The 17,285-nt window shown below is 61.7% G+C and carries 14 protein-coding genes; 7 read left to right on the top strand and 7 right to left on the bottom strand.

The features are described 5' to 3' along the window. The first annotated feature begins 24 nt into the window (after positions 1–24). Together ACYAS9_RS08695 and ACYAS9_RS08690 are read left to right on the top strand one after the other, a co-directional pair. Positions 25–345, top strand: a complete 321-nt coding sequence (locus ACYAS9_RS08695; RefSeq protein WP_463567896.1) for a DUF2388 domain-containing protein — start codon at positions 25–27, stop codon at positions 343–345. Further along, positions 342–2,303: a DUF7844 domain-containing protein gene (locus ACYAS9_RS08690; RefSeq protein WP_463567895.1), complete on the top strand. Its 1,962-nt coding sequence runs from the start codon at positions 342–344 to the stop codon at positions 2,301–2,303. The genes ACYAS9_RS08695 and ACYAS9_RS08690 overlap by 4 nt, the downstream gene beginning before the upstream one ends. Positions 2,304–2,312: 9 nt before the next feature. On the opposite strand, the gene ACYAS9_RS08685 is transcribed toward ACYAS9_RS08690, so the two are convergent. From ACYAS9_RS08685 to ACYAS9_RS08675, 3 genes are all read right to left on the bottom strand, one after another. Beyond that, positions 2,313–2,696 carry a helicase gene (locus ACYAS9_RS08685; protein ID WP_463567894.1) on the bottom strand — a complete coding sequence of 128 codons (384 nt, stop codon included), beginning with the start codon at positions 2,694–2,696 and terminating at the stop codon, positions 2,313–2,315. Between the two features lie 152 nt (positions 2,697–2,848). Further along, a complete protein-coding gene (locus ACYAS9_RS08680; RefSeq protein WP_463567893.1) occupies positions 2,849–3,289 on the bottom strand; it encodes a hypothetical protein in 441 nt (146 codons plus the stop codon). A gap of 236 nt (positions 3,290–3,525) precedes the next feature. Then, positions 3,526–3,801 carry an HU family DNA-binding protein gene (locus ACYAS9_RS08675; RefSeq protein WP_459745749.1) on the bottom strand — a complete coding sequence of 92 codons (276 nt, stop codon included), beginning with the start codon at positions 3,799–3,801 and terminating at the stop codon, positions 3,526–3,528. Between the two features lie 292 nt (positions 3,802–4,093). On the opposite strand from ACYAS9_RS08675, the gene ACYAS9_RS08670 reads away from it, so the two are divergent. The 5 genes from ACYAS9_RS08670 (at position 4,094) to ACYAS9_RS08650 (ending at position 9,146) form a co-directional block, all read left to right on the top strand. Next, complete coding sequence (locus tag ACYAS9_RS08670) at positions 4,094–4,654, top strand: chorismate--pyruvate lyase family protein (RefSeq protein WP_463567892.1); 561 nt, start codon at positions 4,094–4,096, stop codon at positions 4,652–4,654. Then, a complete protein-coding gene (gene ubiA / locus ACYAS9_RS08665) occupies positions 4,654–5,544 on the top strand; it encodes a 4-hydroxybenzoate octaprenyltransferase (protein WP_463567891.1) in 891 nt (296 codons plus the stop codon). Before ACYAS9_RS08670 ends, ubiA begins: the two co-directional genes overlap by 1 nt. 90 nt (positions 5,545–5,634) lie before the next feature. Then, positions 5,635–6,324 carry a phosphate regulon transcriptional regulator PhoB gene (phoB, locus tag ACYAS9_RS08660; protein WP_056840848.1) on the top strand — a complete coding sequence of 230 codons (690 nt, stop codon included), beginning with the start codon at positions 5,635–5,637 and terminating at the stop codon, positions 6,322–6,324. Positions 6,325–6,408: 84 nt separating this feature from the next. After that, positions 6,409–7,695, top strand: a complete 1,287-nt coding sequence (phoR, locus tag ACYAS9_RS08655; protein ID WP_463567909.1) for a phosphate regulon sensor histidine kinase PhoR — start codon at positions 6,409–6,411, stop codon at positions 7,693–7,695. 110 nt (positions 7,696–7,805) lie between these two features. Next, positions 7,806–9,146, top strand: coding sequence for a hemolysin family protein (locus ACYAS9_RS08650; protein ID WP_463567890.1), 1,341 nt, complete (start codon positions 7,806–7,808; stop codon positions 9,144–9,146). Here ACYAS9_RS08650 and ACYAS9_RS08645 read toward each other — a convergent pair. The 4 genes from ACYAS9_RS08645 to phoU all read right to left on the bottom strand — a co-directional run bounded on the left by ACYAS9_RS08645 (position 9,143) and on the right by phoU (position 17,262). After that, positions 9,143–10,045: a peptidoglycan DD-metalloendopeptidase family protein gene (locus tag ACYAS9_RS08645; RefSeq protein ID WP_463567889.1), complete on the bottom strand. Its 903-nt coding sequence runs from the start codon at positions 10,043–10,045 to the stop codon at positions 9,143–9,145. The genes ACYAS9_RS08650 and ACYAS9_RS08645 overlap by 4 nt on opposite strands. 118 nt (positions 10,046–10,163) lie before the next feature. Beyond that, positions 10,164–15,245, bottom strand: a complete 5,082-nt coding sequence (locus tag ACYAS9_RS08640) for a deaminase domain-containing protein (protein WP_463567888.1) — start codon at positions 15,243–15,245, stop codon at positions 10,164–10,166. 127 nt (positions 15,246–15,372) lie between these two features. After that, a complete protein-coding gene (locus ACYAS9_RS08635; protein WP_463567887.1) occupies positions 15,373–16,248 on the bottom strand; it encodes a response regulator in 876 nt (291 codons plus the stop codon). 252 nt (positions 16,249–16,500) lie between these two features. Beyond that, complete coding sequence (phoU, locus tag ACYAS9_RS08630; protein ID WP_463567886.1) at positions 16,501–17,262, bottom strand: phosphate signaling complex protein PhoU; 762 nt, start codon at positions 17,260–17,262, stop codon at positions 16,501–16,503. Between the last annotated feature and the right edge of the window lie 23 nt (positions 17,263–17,285).

The following is a 17,285-nucleotide window of genomic DNA, read 5'->3' as shown; positions in this document are numbered from 1 at the left end:
TATTCTTGTGTAGTGGAGACTTACATGCGCACCCCGTTGATCGCCGCGACCCTGGGCATGCTGTTGCTGGTGGATGTGGCCCAGGCACAGACTGTGGTGGCCACCAGTAACATCATCGTGCGTGCCTTTGGCCGTACCATCGATTTCACCTCCGACACCACCACCTCGATCCGCGACTCCAAGGTCGTGCAGCAGGCCCGCGACGATGCGGCCAGTTATGTGGCCAGCGGCGGTGATATTCATGGCGCGCGCCTGGACGCTGCCTTTGACACCCTGCGCAACCGCGTCCCCGAAGCCCGCACCGCGAGCGATCAGACCCTGGCCGAAGCCATCCTCGCCCTGTGAGGCGCCTTGGCGTCTGGCTGCTGGGCTGTGCACTAAGCCTGGCGACGCTGCCGGCATTTGCCGACTTGCAGTTGAACCTGCAAGGCGACCCGCTAAGCCCGGCCCAGCGCCAGGCCAGCCAGACGCTGCTCGATGAGGCCTTGCAGGCGCTGCCCCCGCGCCTGATCCAGAGCCTGGACCGGCGCATTCAGGTCAGCTGGTCTGCCGACATGCCCGCCAATGCCTACGGTCAGGCGGCCGGGCCGTATCAGCTGTACCTCAATAGCCGCTTGCTGCCTTCGCTGACCGACGGCTCGGCCGCCACTGCGCAGACCGGTCGCCCGCATGGCACCGTGCGCCGCGAGCTGCTGGCCACCGTGCTGCATGAACTGACCCACGTCTATGATCGCGCTCGCCTGTGGCCGGCCGCGCAACGCACGCTGATCGTGCGCTGTGCCCGCCAGCACAGTTCGCTGGGCAAGGTCGGCCTGGCCGATGAGTGTCGCGGGCAAACCGAACGGCGCTTCACCTTGAGCGACGACCCGCGCCTGCTGGACCTTGCCGGCTGGCAACAGTATGTCGGCCGCCGCGGTGAGCGCGAGCAGAACAACGGCCAGGGCGTGCGCAGCCCGGACAGCTATGAGCTGAGCAGCCCGCTGGAATTCGTTGCGGTCAACATGGAGTATTTTCTCCTCGACCCGGCCTATGCCTGCCGCCGCCCGGCGTTGTATCGCTGGTACAAGGAGCAGTTCGACTGGGCGCCGGCCAAGCAACAAGACTGCCCGACGTATTATCCCTACCTGAACGCCGGCAACGATTTTGGCCGCGAACCGCTGGGCAAGCTGGACCCCGAGCGGGTCTACGCCGTGGATTACCTGCTGGCCGAAGCCAACCAGAACATGATGAGCCGCTGGGGCCACAGCATGCTGCGCCTGGTGATCTGCAAACCGGGCCGGCCGCGTGGCCCGGATTGTCGCCTGGACCTGGACCAGCACCTGGTGCTGTCGTACCGGGCATTTGTCGGCGATGTGCAACTGTCGAGCTGGGACGGCCTGACCGGCGCCTACCCTTCGCGGCTGTTCGTGCTGCCGCTGGCGCAGGTGATCGACGAATACACCAAGACCGAACTGCGCAGCCTGGCCTCGGTGCCGCTGAAGCTGTCACGCCAGGAGATCGACAGCCTGGTGGAGCACTCGGCCGAAATGCACTGGAGCTACGACGGCGACTACTATTTCCTGTCCAATAACTGTGCGGTCGAAACGCTGAAACTGTTGCGCAGCGGCACCTATAACCCTGAGCTGACCGCGCTGGACAGCATTCTGCCCAACGGTCTGCTTGAAGTGCTCAAGGGACGCGGCCTGGCCGACACCAGCGTACTCGACAACCCCAAGGAAGCGCTGCGCCTGGGATACCGCTTCGACTCGTACCGCGACCGTTACCAGGCCATGTTCGCGGTACTGAAGAAAAACCTGCCGATCCAGCAAAACGCTGTCGAGGACTGGCTGCAGCAACCAGCCAGCGAGCGCCGCCAATGGTTCGCCCGCGCCGACCTGCGCACCAGCGCCGCCATCCTGCTGCTGGAGCAGGCCAGCCTGCGCCGCCAGTTACTGCTGGCCCAGGACGAGGTCAAGCAGCGCTACCTGACCGCTCGTGAGCAACAGGACGGGCGTGTGTCACGCGCTACCGGCACCTTGCAGGACATTCTCGCCAACAGCGGCTTTCTCAGCCGCCCGGCCGAGTTGCTCGGCAGTGACGGTTATGGCTTGCCACAAGCCGATGAATGGCAACGACTGGAAGCGCAAAGCAGCGAGCGGCAGAAAAAGCTCAAGCGCCTGACCGGCGACCTCGACAGCGAAGTGCGTGCCCTGCTGGAGCCGGCACGCGCGGCCGAGATCAGCGCCAGCGAAGAGAACCTCAAGCAGATGAGCGAACACCTGCGCGCCCTGCACAAAGCCGCTGGCGGCCTGCAATTGCCTTGAGGTCCTTGATCAGGCGGCGGTTTTTTTCTTCTTTGGCTTGAGATAGCGGGTCAGGCCCTGGAACCAGATCACCAGCGCCGGGTTGCCCTTGATCTGGATGTGCTTGTCCTGAATCCCCTGCATGAACGCCAACTGCTTGTTACTGGCATTCAGGGTCGACAGGCCATAGGCCGCATCCTTGAAGACGATGGTAAACGCAGGATCGCTGGCCAGGCCGCCCGCACTGCGCACGCGCTGGTCGCGCACCATATAGTGCCGCGCCACCTTGCCGTCGGCGGTCTGCAACTGGAAGGTCAGCGCCTTGTCGGCCAGTTGCTGTTGAAAGTCGGGGTTGTTGCGACTGGCTCGGGCCATGAGCAGGCCCAGCGCCCAGAGAAGAAAACGAAATTTCATGAGTACTGCCTCGGCGAACATCCAGAGAAGACAAGCGCCGGCAGTCTAGCGGTTTGACACAGCCATTACCTGCGCTTTTCAGCGCAGATAACCGCCATTTCGTAGCCTCAAGACGCCAGTCGCAGCACAAGGCCACACCTGGCGCCGGACAATCAACGAATGCTGTTGATATTGCCCTTGCTGCCGGTCACTTTCACATCGACCTTCTTGAAGATGAAGTAGTCCTGAACCGTCACTTCATAACGTGGAGCCACGATCAGGTCGGCACCCGACGACTTGACTGCCTTGTAAGCAGCCGCTGCCTTGGTGGTCGAGACCGGGTCTGGCAGACCCAGGTTCAGGCCACCGCCTGCCGAGCCGCCGTAGGTCACGCCATCGGCGTACTGGGTGTCGCCACCGAAGGCCAGGAAGTTGAAGAGAATATTGGTCGAAGATTCGCCCGAGATCGGCCCGCCCACTTTGATGTCGGCCTTCAGGTCGGTCTTGACGGTGCCTTCAAGCGCGGCCGAAGGCTGGCTGACGTTGTAGCTGACGCAGCCGCTGGTGGTTGCGATCAGGGTGATGACAGCAGCAGACATCCATAATTTTTTCATTTTTTTTCCCAAGTGTAATGTGGCGTTCAAGAGGTGCAGCGGACGCGCACTTTAAGGGCAGACACTCAGGAAAAAAGTCAGGCATTTCTGTGAATAAAAGCGTTTTATTACAGATGTTTGTGGGATTTTTCCCACTTTGTCGTAAGCGATTTTGAACATAAAAAAACGGGCATTCCAGATGACCGGAATGCCCGTTCTTTTCGTGCTGCTCGCCCTGCCTCGGGCGAGGAAGCGGATCAGGGATTGACGCTGTCCTTGAGCGCCTTGCCAGGCTTGAAGGACACGGTGTTGCTGGCCTTGATTTTTACCGGCTCGCCGGTTTGCGGGTTCTTGCCGGTACGTGCGCCACGATGGCGTTGCAGGAAGGTGCCGAAGCCAACCAGGGTGACACTGTCCTTCTGGTGCAGTGCGCCGGTGATTTCTTCAAGGATGGCGTTGAGAACGCGAGTGGACTGGTCTTTGGTGAGGTCCGCTTTTTCAGCGATAGCGGCTGCTAGATCTGGTTTACGCATGTACTAAGCCTCTTGTACGGTTTTTTGTTTTTATGTCCCGCGCTACCCAATCCGAGCAGCAATCAGGTACCGCTGCGGCTCCTCGCAGCGGCAGTCGAATCGCAGAATGGCACGGCGCAAAGGCCCGCGCCAGTGGGGGTAGGCTGAATATTCAAATAAAACCGTGCCCTGGCCGACAAAATACCGGGCAATCTCCCCAACGGTACACAAGCGACAGTCGGGGCACGGCAATCCGGGACCGCAGCGGCCATGCTAAGCTCGGCGCCCCAATGATTAGCACCCATGACTTGCCGTGACCCAGCCTACCTCTGCCTGCCTGCCCGATCAGTGGCTCGAATGCGAACGCCTGGCGCCAGTGCCTGAGCCTTTGACGCTCGACTGGCTGTTCAATCAGGACTCCCTGACCCGTCGCCTGACCCGCCTGTCCAGTAACGGCTTCAGTGTCACGCCGGTCTTCGAAGGCTGGCAAAGCCTGCGCGACGATGAATGCGCAGCCCTGGGCCTGCCTGCCGACAGCCAGGGCTGGGTGCGCGAGGTGTACCTGCGCGGGCAAGGCGAAAAATGGGTCTTCGCCCGTAGCGTGGCAGCGCGTGATGCCTTGCTGGGCAGCGGCCTGCACATGGATGAGCTGGGCACCCGCTCGCTGGGCGAACTGCTGTTCAGCGACCCGGCGTTCGATCGCGGGCCGCTGCAGGTGCGCGAGTATCCACGCCAGTGGCTGCCGGATGCCGACCGCATCGATGGCCTGTGGGCACGGCGCTCGTGCTTTAGCCGCGGCGCCCTGAGCATTCTGGTCGCCGAAGTATTTTTGCCCGCTTTCTGGCATGCGCTCCACACCGAGGACCACCGCTGATGTACCTGTCGCTGCTTAAATCCCTCAATCGCCTTAATCCCCGCGCCTGGGACTTCGTCCAGTTGACCCGCATCGACAAGCCCATCGGCGTTTACCTGCTGCTGTGGCCGACGCTCTGGGCGCTGTGGATTGCCGGCAAGGGCAGCCCGTCGCTGGCCAACGTGCTGATTTTCGTGATTGGCGTGTTCCTGATGCGCGCCGCCGGTTGCGTGATCAACGACTTTGCCGACCGCAAGGTCGACGGCCATGTAAAGCGCACCCAGCAGCGTCCGCTGGCCAGCGGCAAGATCACCCCGCGAGAAGCGCTGGTGCTGTTCGCCGTGCTGGTGACCTTGAGCTTTCTGCTGGTGCTGCTGACCAACCCGACAACCATCTGGCTGTCGTTCGGCGGCCTGGCGCTGGCCGCCTGCTACCCGTTCATGAAGCGCTACACCTATTACCCGCAAGTGGTACTGGGCGCCGCGTTCTCGTGGGGCATGCCGATGGCGTTCACTGCCGAGACCGGCGACCTGCCGGCAGCTGCCTGGCTGCTGTACATCGCCAACCTGCTGTGGACGGTGGCTTACGACACGTATTACGCGATGGTCGACCGCGACGATGACCTGAAGATCGGGGTCAAATCCACCGCCGTGCTGTTCGGCGACGCCGACCGCACCATCATCCTGACCTTGCAGGGCCTGGCCCTGGGATGCCTGCTGCTGGCCGGCGCCCGCTTCGGCCTGGGCACGCCTTTTCATCTGGGCCTGCTGGGCGCGGCCGGCTGTTTTGCCTGGCAATGGCACAGCACGCGGACCCGCGACCGGGACGCTTGTTTCAAGGCATTTCTGCACAACCACTGGGCAGGGCTGCTGATCTTTGCTGGCATTGTGGCCGACTATGCGTTGCGTTGAACAACACCGGCGATGGACAGATGTCACACGACTGCAATAATTCCGTTATCTAATGCGCCCCAAGACAGTTAAATGACAAGAGGTTCGAGCATGGTTGGCAGGAGCATTCTGATCGTTGACGACGAAGCGCCCATTCGTGAAATGATCGCCGTTGCGTTGGAAATGGCCGGCTATGACTGCATCGAAGCCGAAAACTCGCAACAGGCGCACGCGATCATCATTGACCGCAAACCCGACCTGATCCTGCTCGACTGGATGCTGCCCGGCACCTCGGGCATCGAGCTGGCCCGGCGCCTCAAGCGTGACGAGCTGACCGGCGATATTCCGATCATCATGCTCACCGCCAAAGGCGAAGAGGACAACAAGATCCAGGGCCTGGAAGTCGGCGCCGACGACTACATCACCAAGCCGTTCTCGCCACGCGAACTGGTGGCCCGGCTCAAGGCCGTGCTGCGTCGCACCGGCCCGACCGACGGAGAAGCGCCGATCGAAGTCGGCGGCCTGCTGCTCGACCCGATCAGCCACCGCGTGACCATCGACGGCAAGCCGGCCGAGATGGGCCCTACCGAATACCGTCTGTTGCAGTTCTTCATGACCCACCAGGAACGCGCCTACACCCGCGGTCAGTTGCTCGACCAGGTCTGGGGAGGAAACGTCTATGTCGAAGAACGTACCGTTGACGTACACATCCGCCGCCTGCGCAAGGCGCTGGGCGATGCGTACGAAAACCTGGTGCAGACCGTGCGCGGCACCGGTTACCGGTTCTCGACCAAGAGCTGAACGCCGTTCCCCGCTCGCACTGCGGTACCGACAAGGATGTACCTTTAATTGAACCCGAACTGGCACGGCACCCTGATCCGCCACATGCTGCTGTTGGTGACCGTCTGCCTGGTGGTCGGCCTGATCAGCGGCGAATATGGCTGGAGCCTGTCGGTCGGGCTGGGCCTGTACCTGGCCTGGACCCTCAAGCAACTGCTGCGCCTGCACGCCTGGCTGAGCAGCCACAAGGCCGACGAACCGCCACCGGACGGCTACGGCCTGTGGGGCGATGTGTTCGACAGCATTTATCACCTGCAACGCCGCGACCAGCGCGTGCGCGGGCGCCTGCAGGCGGTCATCGACCGTGTTCAGGAATCGACCGCCGCCCTGCGCGATGCGGTGATCATGCTCGACGCCGAAGGCAACCTTGAATGGTGGAACCGCGCCGCCGAAACCCTGCTGGGCCTCAAGACCCCGCAAGACAGCGGCCAGCCGGTGACCAACCTGGTGCGCCATCCGCGCTTCAAGGAATACTTCGCTCAAGGCAACTATGCCGAGCCGCTGGAAATCCCCTCGCCCGGCAACGACCGCATCCGCATCCAGATGCTGATTACCCGCTACGGCAACAACGAGCACCTGATGCTGGTACGCGATGTCACGCGTATTCACCTGCTGGAACAGATGCGCAAAGACTTCGTGGCCAACGTATCGCATGAATTGCGCACGCCATTGACGGTGATCTTTGGCTATCTGGAAACCCTGCTCGACAACTGCGAAGAGGTAAACCCGCGCTGGGTGCGCGCCTTGCAGCAGATGCACCAGCAAGGCAGCCGCATGCAGACCCTGCTCAACGACTTGCTGCTGCTGGCCAAACTGGAAGCCACCGACTATCCCTCCGACAGCCAGCCGGTGGCGGTCAACGCCCTGCTCAAGACCATTACCCACGATGCCCAGGCGCTGTCGGGCAACAACAATCACCAGATCACCCTGGACATCGAGAGCGACACGGGCCTCAAAGGCAGTGAAAGCGAGCTGCGCAGTGCGTTCTCCAACCTGATTTTCAATGCCGTCAAATACACCCCCGCCGCCGGCACGATCCGCATTCGCTGGTGGCGCGACATCCGTGGCGCGCACCTGAGCGTGCAGGATTCAGGCATCGGCATCGAAACCAAGCACCTGGGACGCCTTACCGAACGCTTCTACCGGGTCGACACCAGCCGCGCCTCCAACACCGGCGGCACCGGCCTGGGCCTGGCCATCGTCAAGCACGTGCTGCTGCGCCATCGCGGCACCCTGGAGATCAACAGCGTCACCGGCAAGGGCAGCGTCTTTGTCTGCCACTTCGCGCCCGCCCAGCTGGCGGACCTTGACGATGAGTTCGACGATTTCTGATACACGTTGTCATACTTATGCGCAGCCGCTACATTGCCCTGCTCATGGCCTTACTTGCTGAAAGGTCAAACGCCCTCTCTCGATCAAAACGGACACTGTAAAACTCCATCATGGACCCTTCCCCCGCTATCGATCTGGCTTCTATTTTCGCCGATTTCGGCATGATTCTCTTTGCTCTGGTACTGGTACTGCTCAACGGCTTCTTCGTGGCCGCCGAGTTCGCCATGGTCAAGCTGCGCTCGACCAAGGTCGAGTCCATCGCTGGCAAACACGGCTGGCGCGGCAGTATCCTGCGCAAGGTACACGGTCAACTGGACGCCTACCTGTCGGCTTGCCAGCTGGGCATCACCCTGGCTTCGCTGGGCCTGGGCTGGGTCGGTGAACCGGCCTTTGCCCACCTGCTGGAGCCGCTGCTGGCCGCTGCCGGCGTCGACACCCCGGAAATCATCAAGGCCGTGTCGTTCTTTACCGCCTTCTTCATCATTTCCTACCTGCACATCGTGATCGGTGAGCTGGCGCCCAAATCCTGGGCCATCCGCAAACCCGAACTGCTGTCTCTGTGGACGGCGGTGCCGCTGTACCTGTTCTACTGGCTGATGTACCCGGCCATCTACCTGCTCAACGCCAGTGCCAACGCCATCCTGCGCATCGCCGGCCAGGGCGAGCCCGGCCCGCACCACGAACACAGCTACAGCCGCGACGAACTGAAACTGATCCTGCACTCCAGCCGTGGCCAGGACCCGAGCGACCAGGGCATGCGCGTGCTGGCCTCGGCGGTGGAAATGGGCGAGCTGGAAGTGGTCGACTGGGCCAATTCGCGCGAAGACATGGTCACCCTGGACTTCCATGCGCCGCTCAAGGAAATCCTCGCGCTGTTTCGCCGGCACAAATTCAGCCGCTACCCGGTGCTCGACGCCGAGCGCAACGAATTCGTCGGCCTGCTGCACATCAAGGACCTGCTGCTGGAGCTGGCGGACCTTGAGCACATTCCCGAGTCGTTCAACCTCGCCGACCTGATCCGCCCGCTGGAGCGCGTTTCGCGGCACATGCCGCTGGCGCACCTGCTGGAGCAGTTCCGTCAGGGCAGCGCGCACTTTGCCCTGGTCGAAGAAGCCGACGGCAAGGTGATCGGCTACCTGACCATGGAAGACGTGCTGGAAGTGCTGGTCGGCGATATCCAGGACGAACACCGCAAGGTCGAACGCGGCATCCTCGCCTACCAGCCCGGCAAACTGCTGGTGCGTGGCGACACGCCGCTGTTCAAGATCGAGCGCATGCTGGGCATCGACCTTGACCATATCGAGGCCGAAACCCTGGCCGGCCTGATCTACGACTCGCTCAAGCGCGTGCCCGAAGAAGAAGAGCAGATGGAAGTCGAAGGCCTGCGCATCATCATCAAGAAGATGAAAGGCCCGAAAATCGTCCTGGCCAAGGTGCTCAAGCTGGATTAATTACCGCCCACCGCAAAGTCGGGCAGGTTCTGCAGGGGCTGGGCGAACTCGTAAGGGATCGACACCAGCGCCTGGCCAGTATTGCGCTGCACCACAAAGTGCAGATGGGGCCCGGTGCTGTTGCCGGTATTGCCCGAGCGCGCCAAAGCGTTGCCGACGCTGACCCGCTGGCCTTCCTTGACCACCACCGAACCGCGCATCAGGTGCAGGTACACGCCCATGGTGCCGTCCTCGTGCAGGATCCGGACAAAGTTGCCCGAGGCGTTGGAGCCGCGCCCGCTCTGGTCGTTTTCGATCTTGACCACCGTACCGCCGCGCGCCGCGATGATCGGCGTGCCCTCGGGCATGGCGATGTCCATCGCATAACGGCCCTTGATGTCGGTATGGCTGTATTTGCCGCCCGGTCCCTGAGTCAGCCGAAACGGCCCGCCGACCCACGGTAACGGGTAGCGGTAGGCATTGATGGCCAGGTTCGGGGCACCGAGGGTCGAGGTCAGTTTCGAGCTGTAGCGCATGGGCTGACCGGCCTGCTTAGGGCTGAGCACCAGCAACCGCTCGTTGCTGCGCGCCGCCACGGTGCGGCGCAGGGTCGTCGACTCGCCCTCGACGCCCAGCACGTTCTTCAACCCCGACAGGCGCAGCTCGATCTCGACCGGCGCATACAGGTCATTGCGCACATACAGGCTGTCTGCGCCCTTGTCCTTGCGCACATCGAGATGCACCTGGCGCTCGATGCGCTCGACCATGCGGTCCCTGAACACCATCACCGCCGCGCCCGGGGTTGGCCGGTCGCTGAACGACACCACGCCATCGGCGTTGGTGGTTTTATAGATAGTGATTGCCGCTGCGGTCTGGGTAGCCAGCATCAGGGCGCTCAGGATCAACAGGCGTTCAAGCATCGGCATCATCAAGGCGGGTGGGCAATGGGCAGCAAGCCTAGCAGTGTTACTGGCAAATGAGCACTCAACGGTCTCAATCGGGTCATGAACAAGCGTCAATAAACACACGCCATGGCCGTCAGGACAAGGTGTAATCCTTCAGATACGTCACGCTGAACTGCGCCTGAGGAAAATCGAGCTTCAGGCGCGGCAAGACAAACCCGCCACAGGAGCGACATGCGTCCAGCAAGGTAAAGAACCTGATATGGCTCAATGGGGTAGCCGCCATGTCCTGCTTGAGCACGGTCGCAATCAGGCGCTCCGAATCGAGTTGCCGGCCAAACTCGCGCACCACGACCTGATCGGCACTTCTGACCACCGGCAAGCTGGTAAACGCAGGGTCCGGCAGCCGACCGGCCATGCGCGCCCGGGCATCGCGAAAGATCACTCCATTGATGACCTGTTCGCTGCCCCCGGCACTGTCGAGCTGCAACCTGAGGCTTCTGGCTTTCTCGCCGCCCGACAATGCGTAATACACCACCCGCTCCTCGGCCTGGGTATAGACCTGCACGAAAGACAGGTTGGCCCCTTTGATTTGCCCAAGGATATTGCGGATGGCGCGAGGCGTTGAAATCGTGGCCAGGCTCAGTGCCTGCCAGGGCGACGTCGAATCCTGAACCGGCAACAGAGCGTTAAGCACTTCAATAATATGTTGCTGCTCGGGCACCGTGCGCTCGGCAACTTTCTTGAAGTTCGGGATGCTTTGCCTGGCGAGCTCGACGAATTTTTTCTGAATGTCGTCACCTGTCAGAATATTGATCGAAATCCTCATCAGCTCATTCGGCTCTCCCTTGGCGATGCACATCGCGGCATAGTCGTCATAGGTGATGAACTCCTTGCCCCAGGAAACGCGCCACGGTTCACGCTCGGACTCATCGAGCAGATCAAACAGCAACCGGGCAATGTTCTTCTGATCGGTGACCACTCCAGGCCGCTCCCGGACCAGCCGGTATTGCTCGGACAGCCGAATGAATTCATTGATTTCAGCCGCCTCGGTCACACGGGAAAAATGCAGGTCGGTGGTGATCGTTTTCGGCGTAAGCGCTTTGTAAAAGACGCCCGTGTCGGGCTCGATGAAGATCCAGTCCTCGTCCGTCGGCTGCAACCGGATGCCGCGTAACGTACGGGCATCATCGATACCTGTAGCCACCGGCCCAAGCTCGATGACCGGGACATATTCATAAATCGTCGAGGTGTCGAAGCCGGTAAAGTTTTCCGGCAAACCAAACACGCCATCGATGGCCAGTTGGCCCTTCAGAACCGGCAGATAGTCCGGGGATTCAGGCAGCGTGAAAAGCGCCCGCTCCTGCTCCGACAGCGCGACGACCTGCTTGTTTTCCGGTCTGTGTATCGACGCCGAGGCCATCGCCTCGGACGGCTCGGCCCATTTGCAGAACTTGCCTTCATAGACAAAGACATCCGCCTGCAGCACGGCATCACCGGCATTGGCAGACAGCCGCGCCAGGGTGAAAGCGCGTGCATCCATGGCATGGCTTGGGTATTTGCCGGTGAGCTTGGGCGAAAGAGAACCCGCTGTAATGGGCTCGGGGGTTGGCGTGACAAGCCTCACACCCGTCGCGCAAGGCACCGGTTCCAGATTGCGGCGCACCCTGCACAGGTTGCCGATTTCACTCAGGCCCTCGCTGCGCGAAGACAGCGTGGCGACCGACAGCTTGCGCAAGGCGGCATCTGGCGCATTGGCATCCAGATGGTAAACCTGGCCATCGATGAGCAGATCGAATACCCCTTCCTCTCTTTCGATGGCATGCACCCGACACGCCTGAGCAATACGTATTTCATGCATGCCCTCGGCGCCGGAGGTCACCGGCAAGACCGCCGGATAACGCTCAGGGCCAATACTGTCGGCGGCCGACAAGCCTGAAAACTCCAGCGGTTCTGCGTGCGCAATCGGGGTCAGGCGTTTGCCGAACGGGCTGCCGGACTCAGGATCGAGCAGCCTGAAGTCCGGCGCCTCGGCAGTACCGGTATTGCACACAGCCACATCGGGGCGGCCATCCACCACCGCGCGGACGATCAGGCGGGCATCGCCCCTTGGCACCCTGACCGAAGAGAACAGCCGCTTCAGCACCGGCACCTCTTCCAGTAACGTCGCCCAGCCCAGCCCGCCCAGTTTCAACCCCAGCCTGCCGACATCGCGCACTGCAAACACCACGCTCTGCTCTGCCATACCGACAATCAGGCGCCCGACGGCCTTGCCGGTCGACTCGATCACCGACAGCACGCTCATTTCACCGGCGCGCAGCACAATCCGCGCTGTGGAGCCTGCAAACTGGCCAAACGGAATCAACGTAAAAGCGACGTCGACTACGCAGCCGACGATCACCCCCGCAGAATGCTTGCCGGCGGCAAGGTCGCTGATGCAACCGTAGAACGGAAGGGTTAAACGTGCCGCCATGTCCGCGTACGCACGCTCTTGCGCCCAGACCTGCTCCCATTGGGTTTCATGGCGGTGGTTGAAGCGGGTCTGCTCCACAAACGTCGCCAGCAAATGCGCGGCGCCAATGCGGGCAAAGGCATCGAGCCGGGTTTGCTCACTGCCCTGCGGGGAATAAATCAGCTCGGCGCAAGGAATCAACGTGCCTTTGAGCGGGTGTGGATAAACCGTAGAGGCACGAGAGGCTGCGCCTTGCAGATAACCATCGCTGTCGAAGGGCAATAAAGGGGTCACCAAGGCATCGGCTTTGCGCCTGGCATTTCGCCGGTCCTTTTCAACGGTTTCGACGATATTGCCGCTAAAGCCGTGGTCCAGCCTGGGCCTGTAATCAAAGCGCTGAACAACCCGGCGCACGACGCCACTGGCCGGAATGATTTCCAGGAACACTTCGTCAGCAACCGTATGGTCATGAAAATCAGTCCGATGGTCGCCCGGCTGGCAGCGGACAAACAACCCTTGGGCGCCTTGCTCTTTATCGAACAGCACCCGGCTCACTTCGCAGGTCGAGCCCAGCAGCACCGTGCGATTGCCCGGGCTCATTTCGGACAAAAGACGGCTGATAACCGGACCTTGTGCCTCCAGCAGCGCGTGCCGATACAGCTCAAATGCGCTGGCGTAGACCTCGGGTACCGTCGGTTTTTCGGCCATGTAGGCCTCGCCCATCATCACCAGCTCGACAATCGTCGCCTGCGGGCGGCCTGCCGCCAGCAAGCGGTCAAGGGAATAAGTGTCCGCGAGGGTGAAGCCGTGCTCCTGAAGAATGGGCCAATGCTCAACCTTGATGGCAAGGTCCCACGTTCGGCGATCCATCTGCGCCTCGGTCAGCATGTGCTGCGCCAGTTGCTTGCGGTCCGGCGGCCTTATCGACAGCAAGGCATTCAGCTCGCGGGCATGCAGCACTTGCTGGCCCTTGAGGGAGGTCAGCGCCTGACTGATTTGCGCAGCACTGGCCCGATCAATATCCACCGCACCCGCCCATTCAATGGCGCCGTGGGCAGTGGCATAGCGCAGCGCCGGCACGATCAGGGTCCGGGCCCACAAGGCGTGAACACCGGGATCGCTCGATTGCGTCAGGGCCGCACTGACGCTGATGACGTCATCGAAACGCAGTGCAAGCGGCTGCCCCTCGCGCAGGCCTTCAACCAGTGCCACGCCCTGCAACAACGCCACGCTTTGCAGCGACCGCCCGTATGGCAGGTGATCGGGCACGTCTTCGACCAGCAGCTCCGGCAGCGTTTCGCGCAGCAACAGGTAATACAGCAGCGCCAGAGTGCTTGATGAAGCATCGGGCTGGCGGGCCTGAATATCGGCACGAATCCTGGTGCACAGTTCTGCATGGCTGTAATCGGCGAGCCACGCGCCGCGTAATGTGATTGCCAGCGGTTCGGCAAAGGCCGGCGTCGCGCCCAGAAAGTAATCCACCACGGCACGGCCTGCCAGCGCCTGGGTAACCTGCGCCGAGGCGTGTTGCTGCGGCCCGCCGGTGTACCACTGCATGTGCGTCAACAATGGTGTAAACACGGCGGCAAACTGAGTGGTCTGCATCAACATCTGCCAGGTGCGCGCGGCTGGCCAGCGCAGCACGTTCGCCGCGCCGTCGGGCCGGCACAGCACACCGACACCGGCCTGGCGGAACAGCTCATTGGCGTTACGCAGCGGGCTCCAGGTCTCAAGCGCCGGCACCTGCACATTCAGGGTCCGGGCCGTGGGCAACGTCTCCGTCGGCTCAATCCCCAACTGCAGCCCCAACTGCAGCCCCGGCCGCAACAGCAATGTGGCCAGCGCCATGGCCGGCTCGAACTTCAGCCGCGCATGTTGCACATGCAGGGCGCTCGCCAGCGACAGTATCTGCAGGCCCGGCGCCTGACGCGCGCTGGCGATGGCAACCGCCAGCCACTCCTCATCGCCAGGGTTGAGCACATACACCGCGACCTTGCGCAAAAAGCCGGCCCGGCTGTCGATGGACGTCGGCGTCAGGGTATCGAGTTGCAGGCGGCTGTCGGGACACGCGGCCTCGGGAATCGCCTTCAGGTCGGAAAAGATCGCCCGCCATGTCGCGAGCGAAGCCAATGCCTTGGCAAACGCGCCCGACACGGCCTTGTCGTGGTATTCGTCCGGCGGCAGCAGGGGCGCAACCACATCGCACAGCACATCCAGCGCCGGGCGCGTGGCCTCATGGCGCGGTGCAAACAGGCCGTTGTACAGCGCACGACCGTTACTGAGTGCAATCCACTCGCCGATCGGCATCAGGCGCCCGCCACGCTTGAACTGCATCATCCAGTCGCGCACATCCTGCTGCTGCGCACGCGCCGCTTCGCTGGCGATCACCGACTCATCCAGCCAGGCAATGCGTGCGAAAAACCTGTGCATCAGCCAGGGCGTGATTTCGGATAGCGGGGTATCCATCGTATCGGCATACAGCTGCCGGGCTTTTTCGCCTTGATAAAGCTGCGCCAGCTTGTGTTCTTGAGCCGCATCAACCAGCGCGGGGTTGGCGCTACTGAAGCCGATGTCATTGCCCAGCAAGTGAATCAGCACCCGCCTGGCGATATCGAAGTGATTCTGCGGCGAGACAGCCTCGGTGCACGAGGTGCCTTCTGCACAAACAGAGTACGCAACGATACCCAGCGCACGATCAATGTTGAAAAACAGTTGATAGGTGCTGATTGTTTCAATCGTCAGCGGTTGTAGCACGGTGGCAGTCATGGGCAGTTCTTCCAGTCATTGAGAAAGCGACTGGTGGAACGCAATAGACATTACCCGGCCTGTGCAATCGGACAGGCCGGATTCATGACGTAGGAAAGGTCAGCGCACGTTTATGCAGCAGCCGGCATCAGGCGCCGGGGATGAACTGCTTGTGGCTGGTGCCACGCGCAATCAGGCGCGACAGGTAGTCGAGCTTTTGCGTGTCCTGGTCGACGAAGCGGAAGGTCACTTGCAGCCACTCGCTGTCCGGCTTGGGTTCATGGGCCATGATGGCGTGAACATAGCCGTTCAGGCGTGCCACTTCATTGCTTTCGCCCTGTTCCAGGTCCAGCACTGCGCTTTCCAGGATTTGCGGCAGCTTGTCGCTGCGGCGAATCACCAGTTGGCCTTCCTTGAGGGTCAGGCTCTTGATCACGCACGTCTGGTTACCGCTGGGCAGGCGCAACTGGGCCTGGCTGCGGCCATTGAGGCTCTGGCTGCCGACCGGCGCTGCACTGTTGGCGGCTGGCGCTGCTGCCGGGCGAACCACCTCGGCGCGCCCGCCGGTCAGGGCATTGAGCGAGTCGTTCAGCGGCGAACTGGCGCGCACCGGCCCCGTGGACATCACCGCCTCAAGCTTGCCGGCCTTGACCAACGCTTTCTTGACCTTGCCGAGCAGTTGCTCGTTGGTGAACGGCTTGCCAATGAAGTCCGAGACACCGGCCTGGATCGCCTGCACGACGTTTTCCTTGTCGCCACGGCTGGTCACCATGATGAACGGCACGGTCTTGAGGTGATTTTCCTGCTGACGGCACCAAGTCAGCAGCTCAAGGCCCGACATCTCCGGCATTTCCCAGTCGCACAGAATCAGGTCGAAAGACTCGCGACTCAGCATCAACTGGGCCTTGCGGCCGTTTACGGCTTCATCGGTGTGAATACCCGGAAAATAATTGCGCAGCCCTTTTCTCACCAGATCACGAATGAAGGTCGCGTCATCCACGACCAATACACTGACTTTACTCATCGACGCTCCTGCGGACGTATTCACCTGTCGGGTGAACTGCGGTATGCCAGCACGCCCCTGTTCCGGCAAGCATACCGTTGACGCATGGCCAACGGCCACATTGAATGACTGAACCCTTGGTATCGGGTTTTCTACAACACTCATCGAACGGGGTGCGACGAGGCACAAAGCCGGCACCTGATGCCGACGGCAGATAGTAATACCCACAATGCAAAACGCCCAGCGCGTGCTGGGCGTTCAGGGCAGGCAATCTTATTTATCGTCAGTTACGTCAGGAACATGAGGACTTTCGCTGGAATGGCCCTGCACTTCTTCACGCATGCGCTTGAGGCCCAGGTGCCGCACGTCTGTACCGCGCACCAGGTAAATCACCAGTTCCGAGATATTGCGCGCATGGTCGCCGATCCGCTCCAGCGAACGCAGCACCCAGATCACGTTGAGCACCCGCGAAATCGAACGTGGATCTTCCATCATGTAGGTCGCCAGCTCGCGCAGCGCGGTCTTGTACTCACGGTCGATGGTCTTGTCGTACTGCGCGACCGACAGCGCCAGCTCCGGGTCGAAGCGGGCAAACGAGTCCAGTGCGTCGCGCACCATGTTGCGCACCTGGTCACCGATATGGCGCACTTCCACATAGCCACGCGGCGCTTCGCCTTCTTCGCACAACTGGATGGCGCGACGGGCAATCTTGGTCGCTTCGTCACCGATGCGCTCAAGGTCGATCACCGACTTGGAAATGCTGATGATCAGACGCAGGTCGGAAGCTGCCGGCTGGCGACGGGCCAGAATGCGCAGGCATTCTTCGTCGATATTGCGCTCCATCTGGTTGATGCGCTCATCGACCTCGCGAACGCGCTGGGCCAGGCCCGAGTCGGCTTCGATCAGCGCGGTCACGGCATCGTTGACCTGCTTCTCGACCAGGCCGCCCATTTCGAGCAGGTGGCTGCGCACGTCTTCGAGTTCGGCGTTGAACTGTTGAGAGATGTGATGGGTGAGGCTGTCTTTGTGGATCATGCTGGGTGTCCTTGAAACGTCCG

The organism is Pseudomonas sp. HP_08 (genome assembly GCF_055284095.1).
The sequence above is the reverse complement of the archived record's forward strand: the minus strand, read 5'-3'. Positions and strand labels throughout refer to the sequence as shown.

Excerpts from the sequence above, each read along its gene's own strand:
- ACYAS9_RS08645 (WP_463567889.1), bottom strand. The coding sequence starts at position 10,045 with ATGCTTGAACGCCTGTTGATCCTGAGCGCCCTGATGCTGGCTACCCAG.
- ACYAS9_RS08640 (WP_463567888.1), bottom strand. The coding sequence starts at position 15,245 with ATGACTGCCACCGTGCTACAACCGCTGACGATTGAAACAATCAGCACC.
- ubiA (WP_463567891.1), top strand. The coding sequence starts at position 4,654 with ATGTACCTGTCGCTGCTTAAATCCCTCAATCGCCTTAATCCCCGCGCC.
- phoR (WP_463567909.1), top strand. The coding sequence starts at position 6,409 with ATGCTGCTGTTGGTGACCGTCTGCCTGGTGGTCGGCCTGATCAGCGGC.
- ACYAS9_RS08695 (WP_463567896.1), top strand. The coding sequence starts at position 25 with ATGCGCACCCCGTTGATCGCCGCGACCCTGGGCATGCTGTTGCTGGTG.
- phoB (WP_056840848.1), top strand. The coding sequence starts at position 5,635 with ATGGTTGGCAGGAGCATTCTGATCGTTGACGACGAAGCGCCCATTCGT.
- ACYAS9_RS08680 (WP_463567893.1), bottom strand. The coding sequence starts at position 3,289 with ATGAAAAAATTATGGATGTCTGCTGCTGTCATCACCCTGATCGCAACC.
- ACYAS9_RS08675 (WP_459745749.1), bottom strand. The coding sequence starts at position 3,801 with ATGCGTAAACCAGATCTAGCAGCCGCTATCGCTGAAAAAGCGGACCTC.
- ACYAS9_RS08650 (WP_463567890.1), top strand. The coding sequence starts at position 7,806 with ATGGACCCTTCCCCCGCTATCGATCTGGCTTCTATTTTCGCCGATTTC.
- ACYAS9_RS08685 (WP_463567894.1), bottom strand. The coding sequence starts at position 2,696 with ATGAAATTTCGTTTTCTTCTCTGGGCGCTGGGCCTGCTCATGGCCCGA.
- ACYAS9_RS08635 (WP_463567887.1), bottom strand. The coding sequence starts at position 16,248 with ATGAGTAAAGTCAGTGTATTGGTCGTGGATGACGCGACCTTCATTCGT.
- phoU (WP_463567886.1), bottom strand. The coding sequence starts at position 17,262 with ATGATCCACAAAGACAGCCTCACCCATCACATCTCTCAACAGTTCAAC.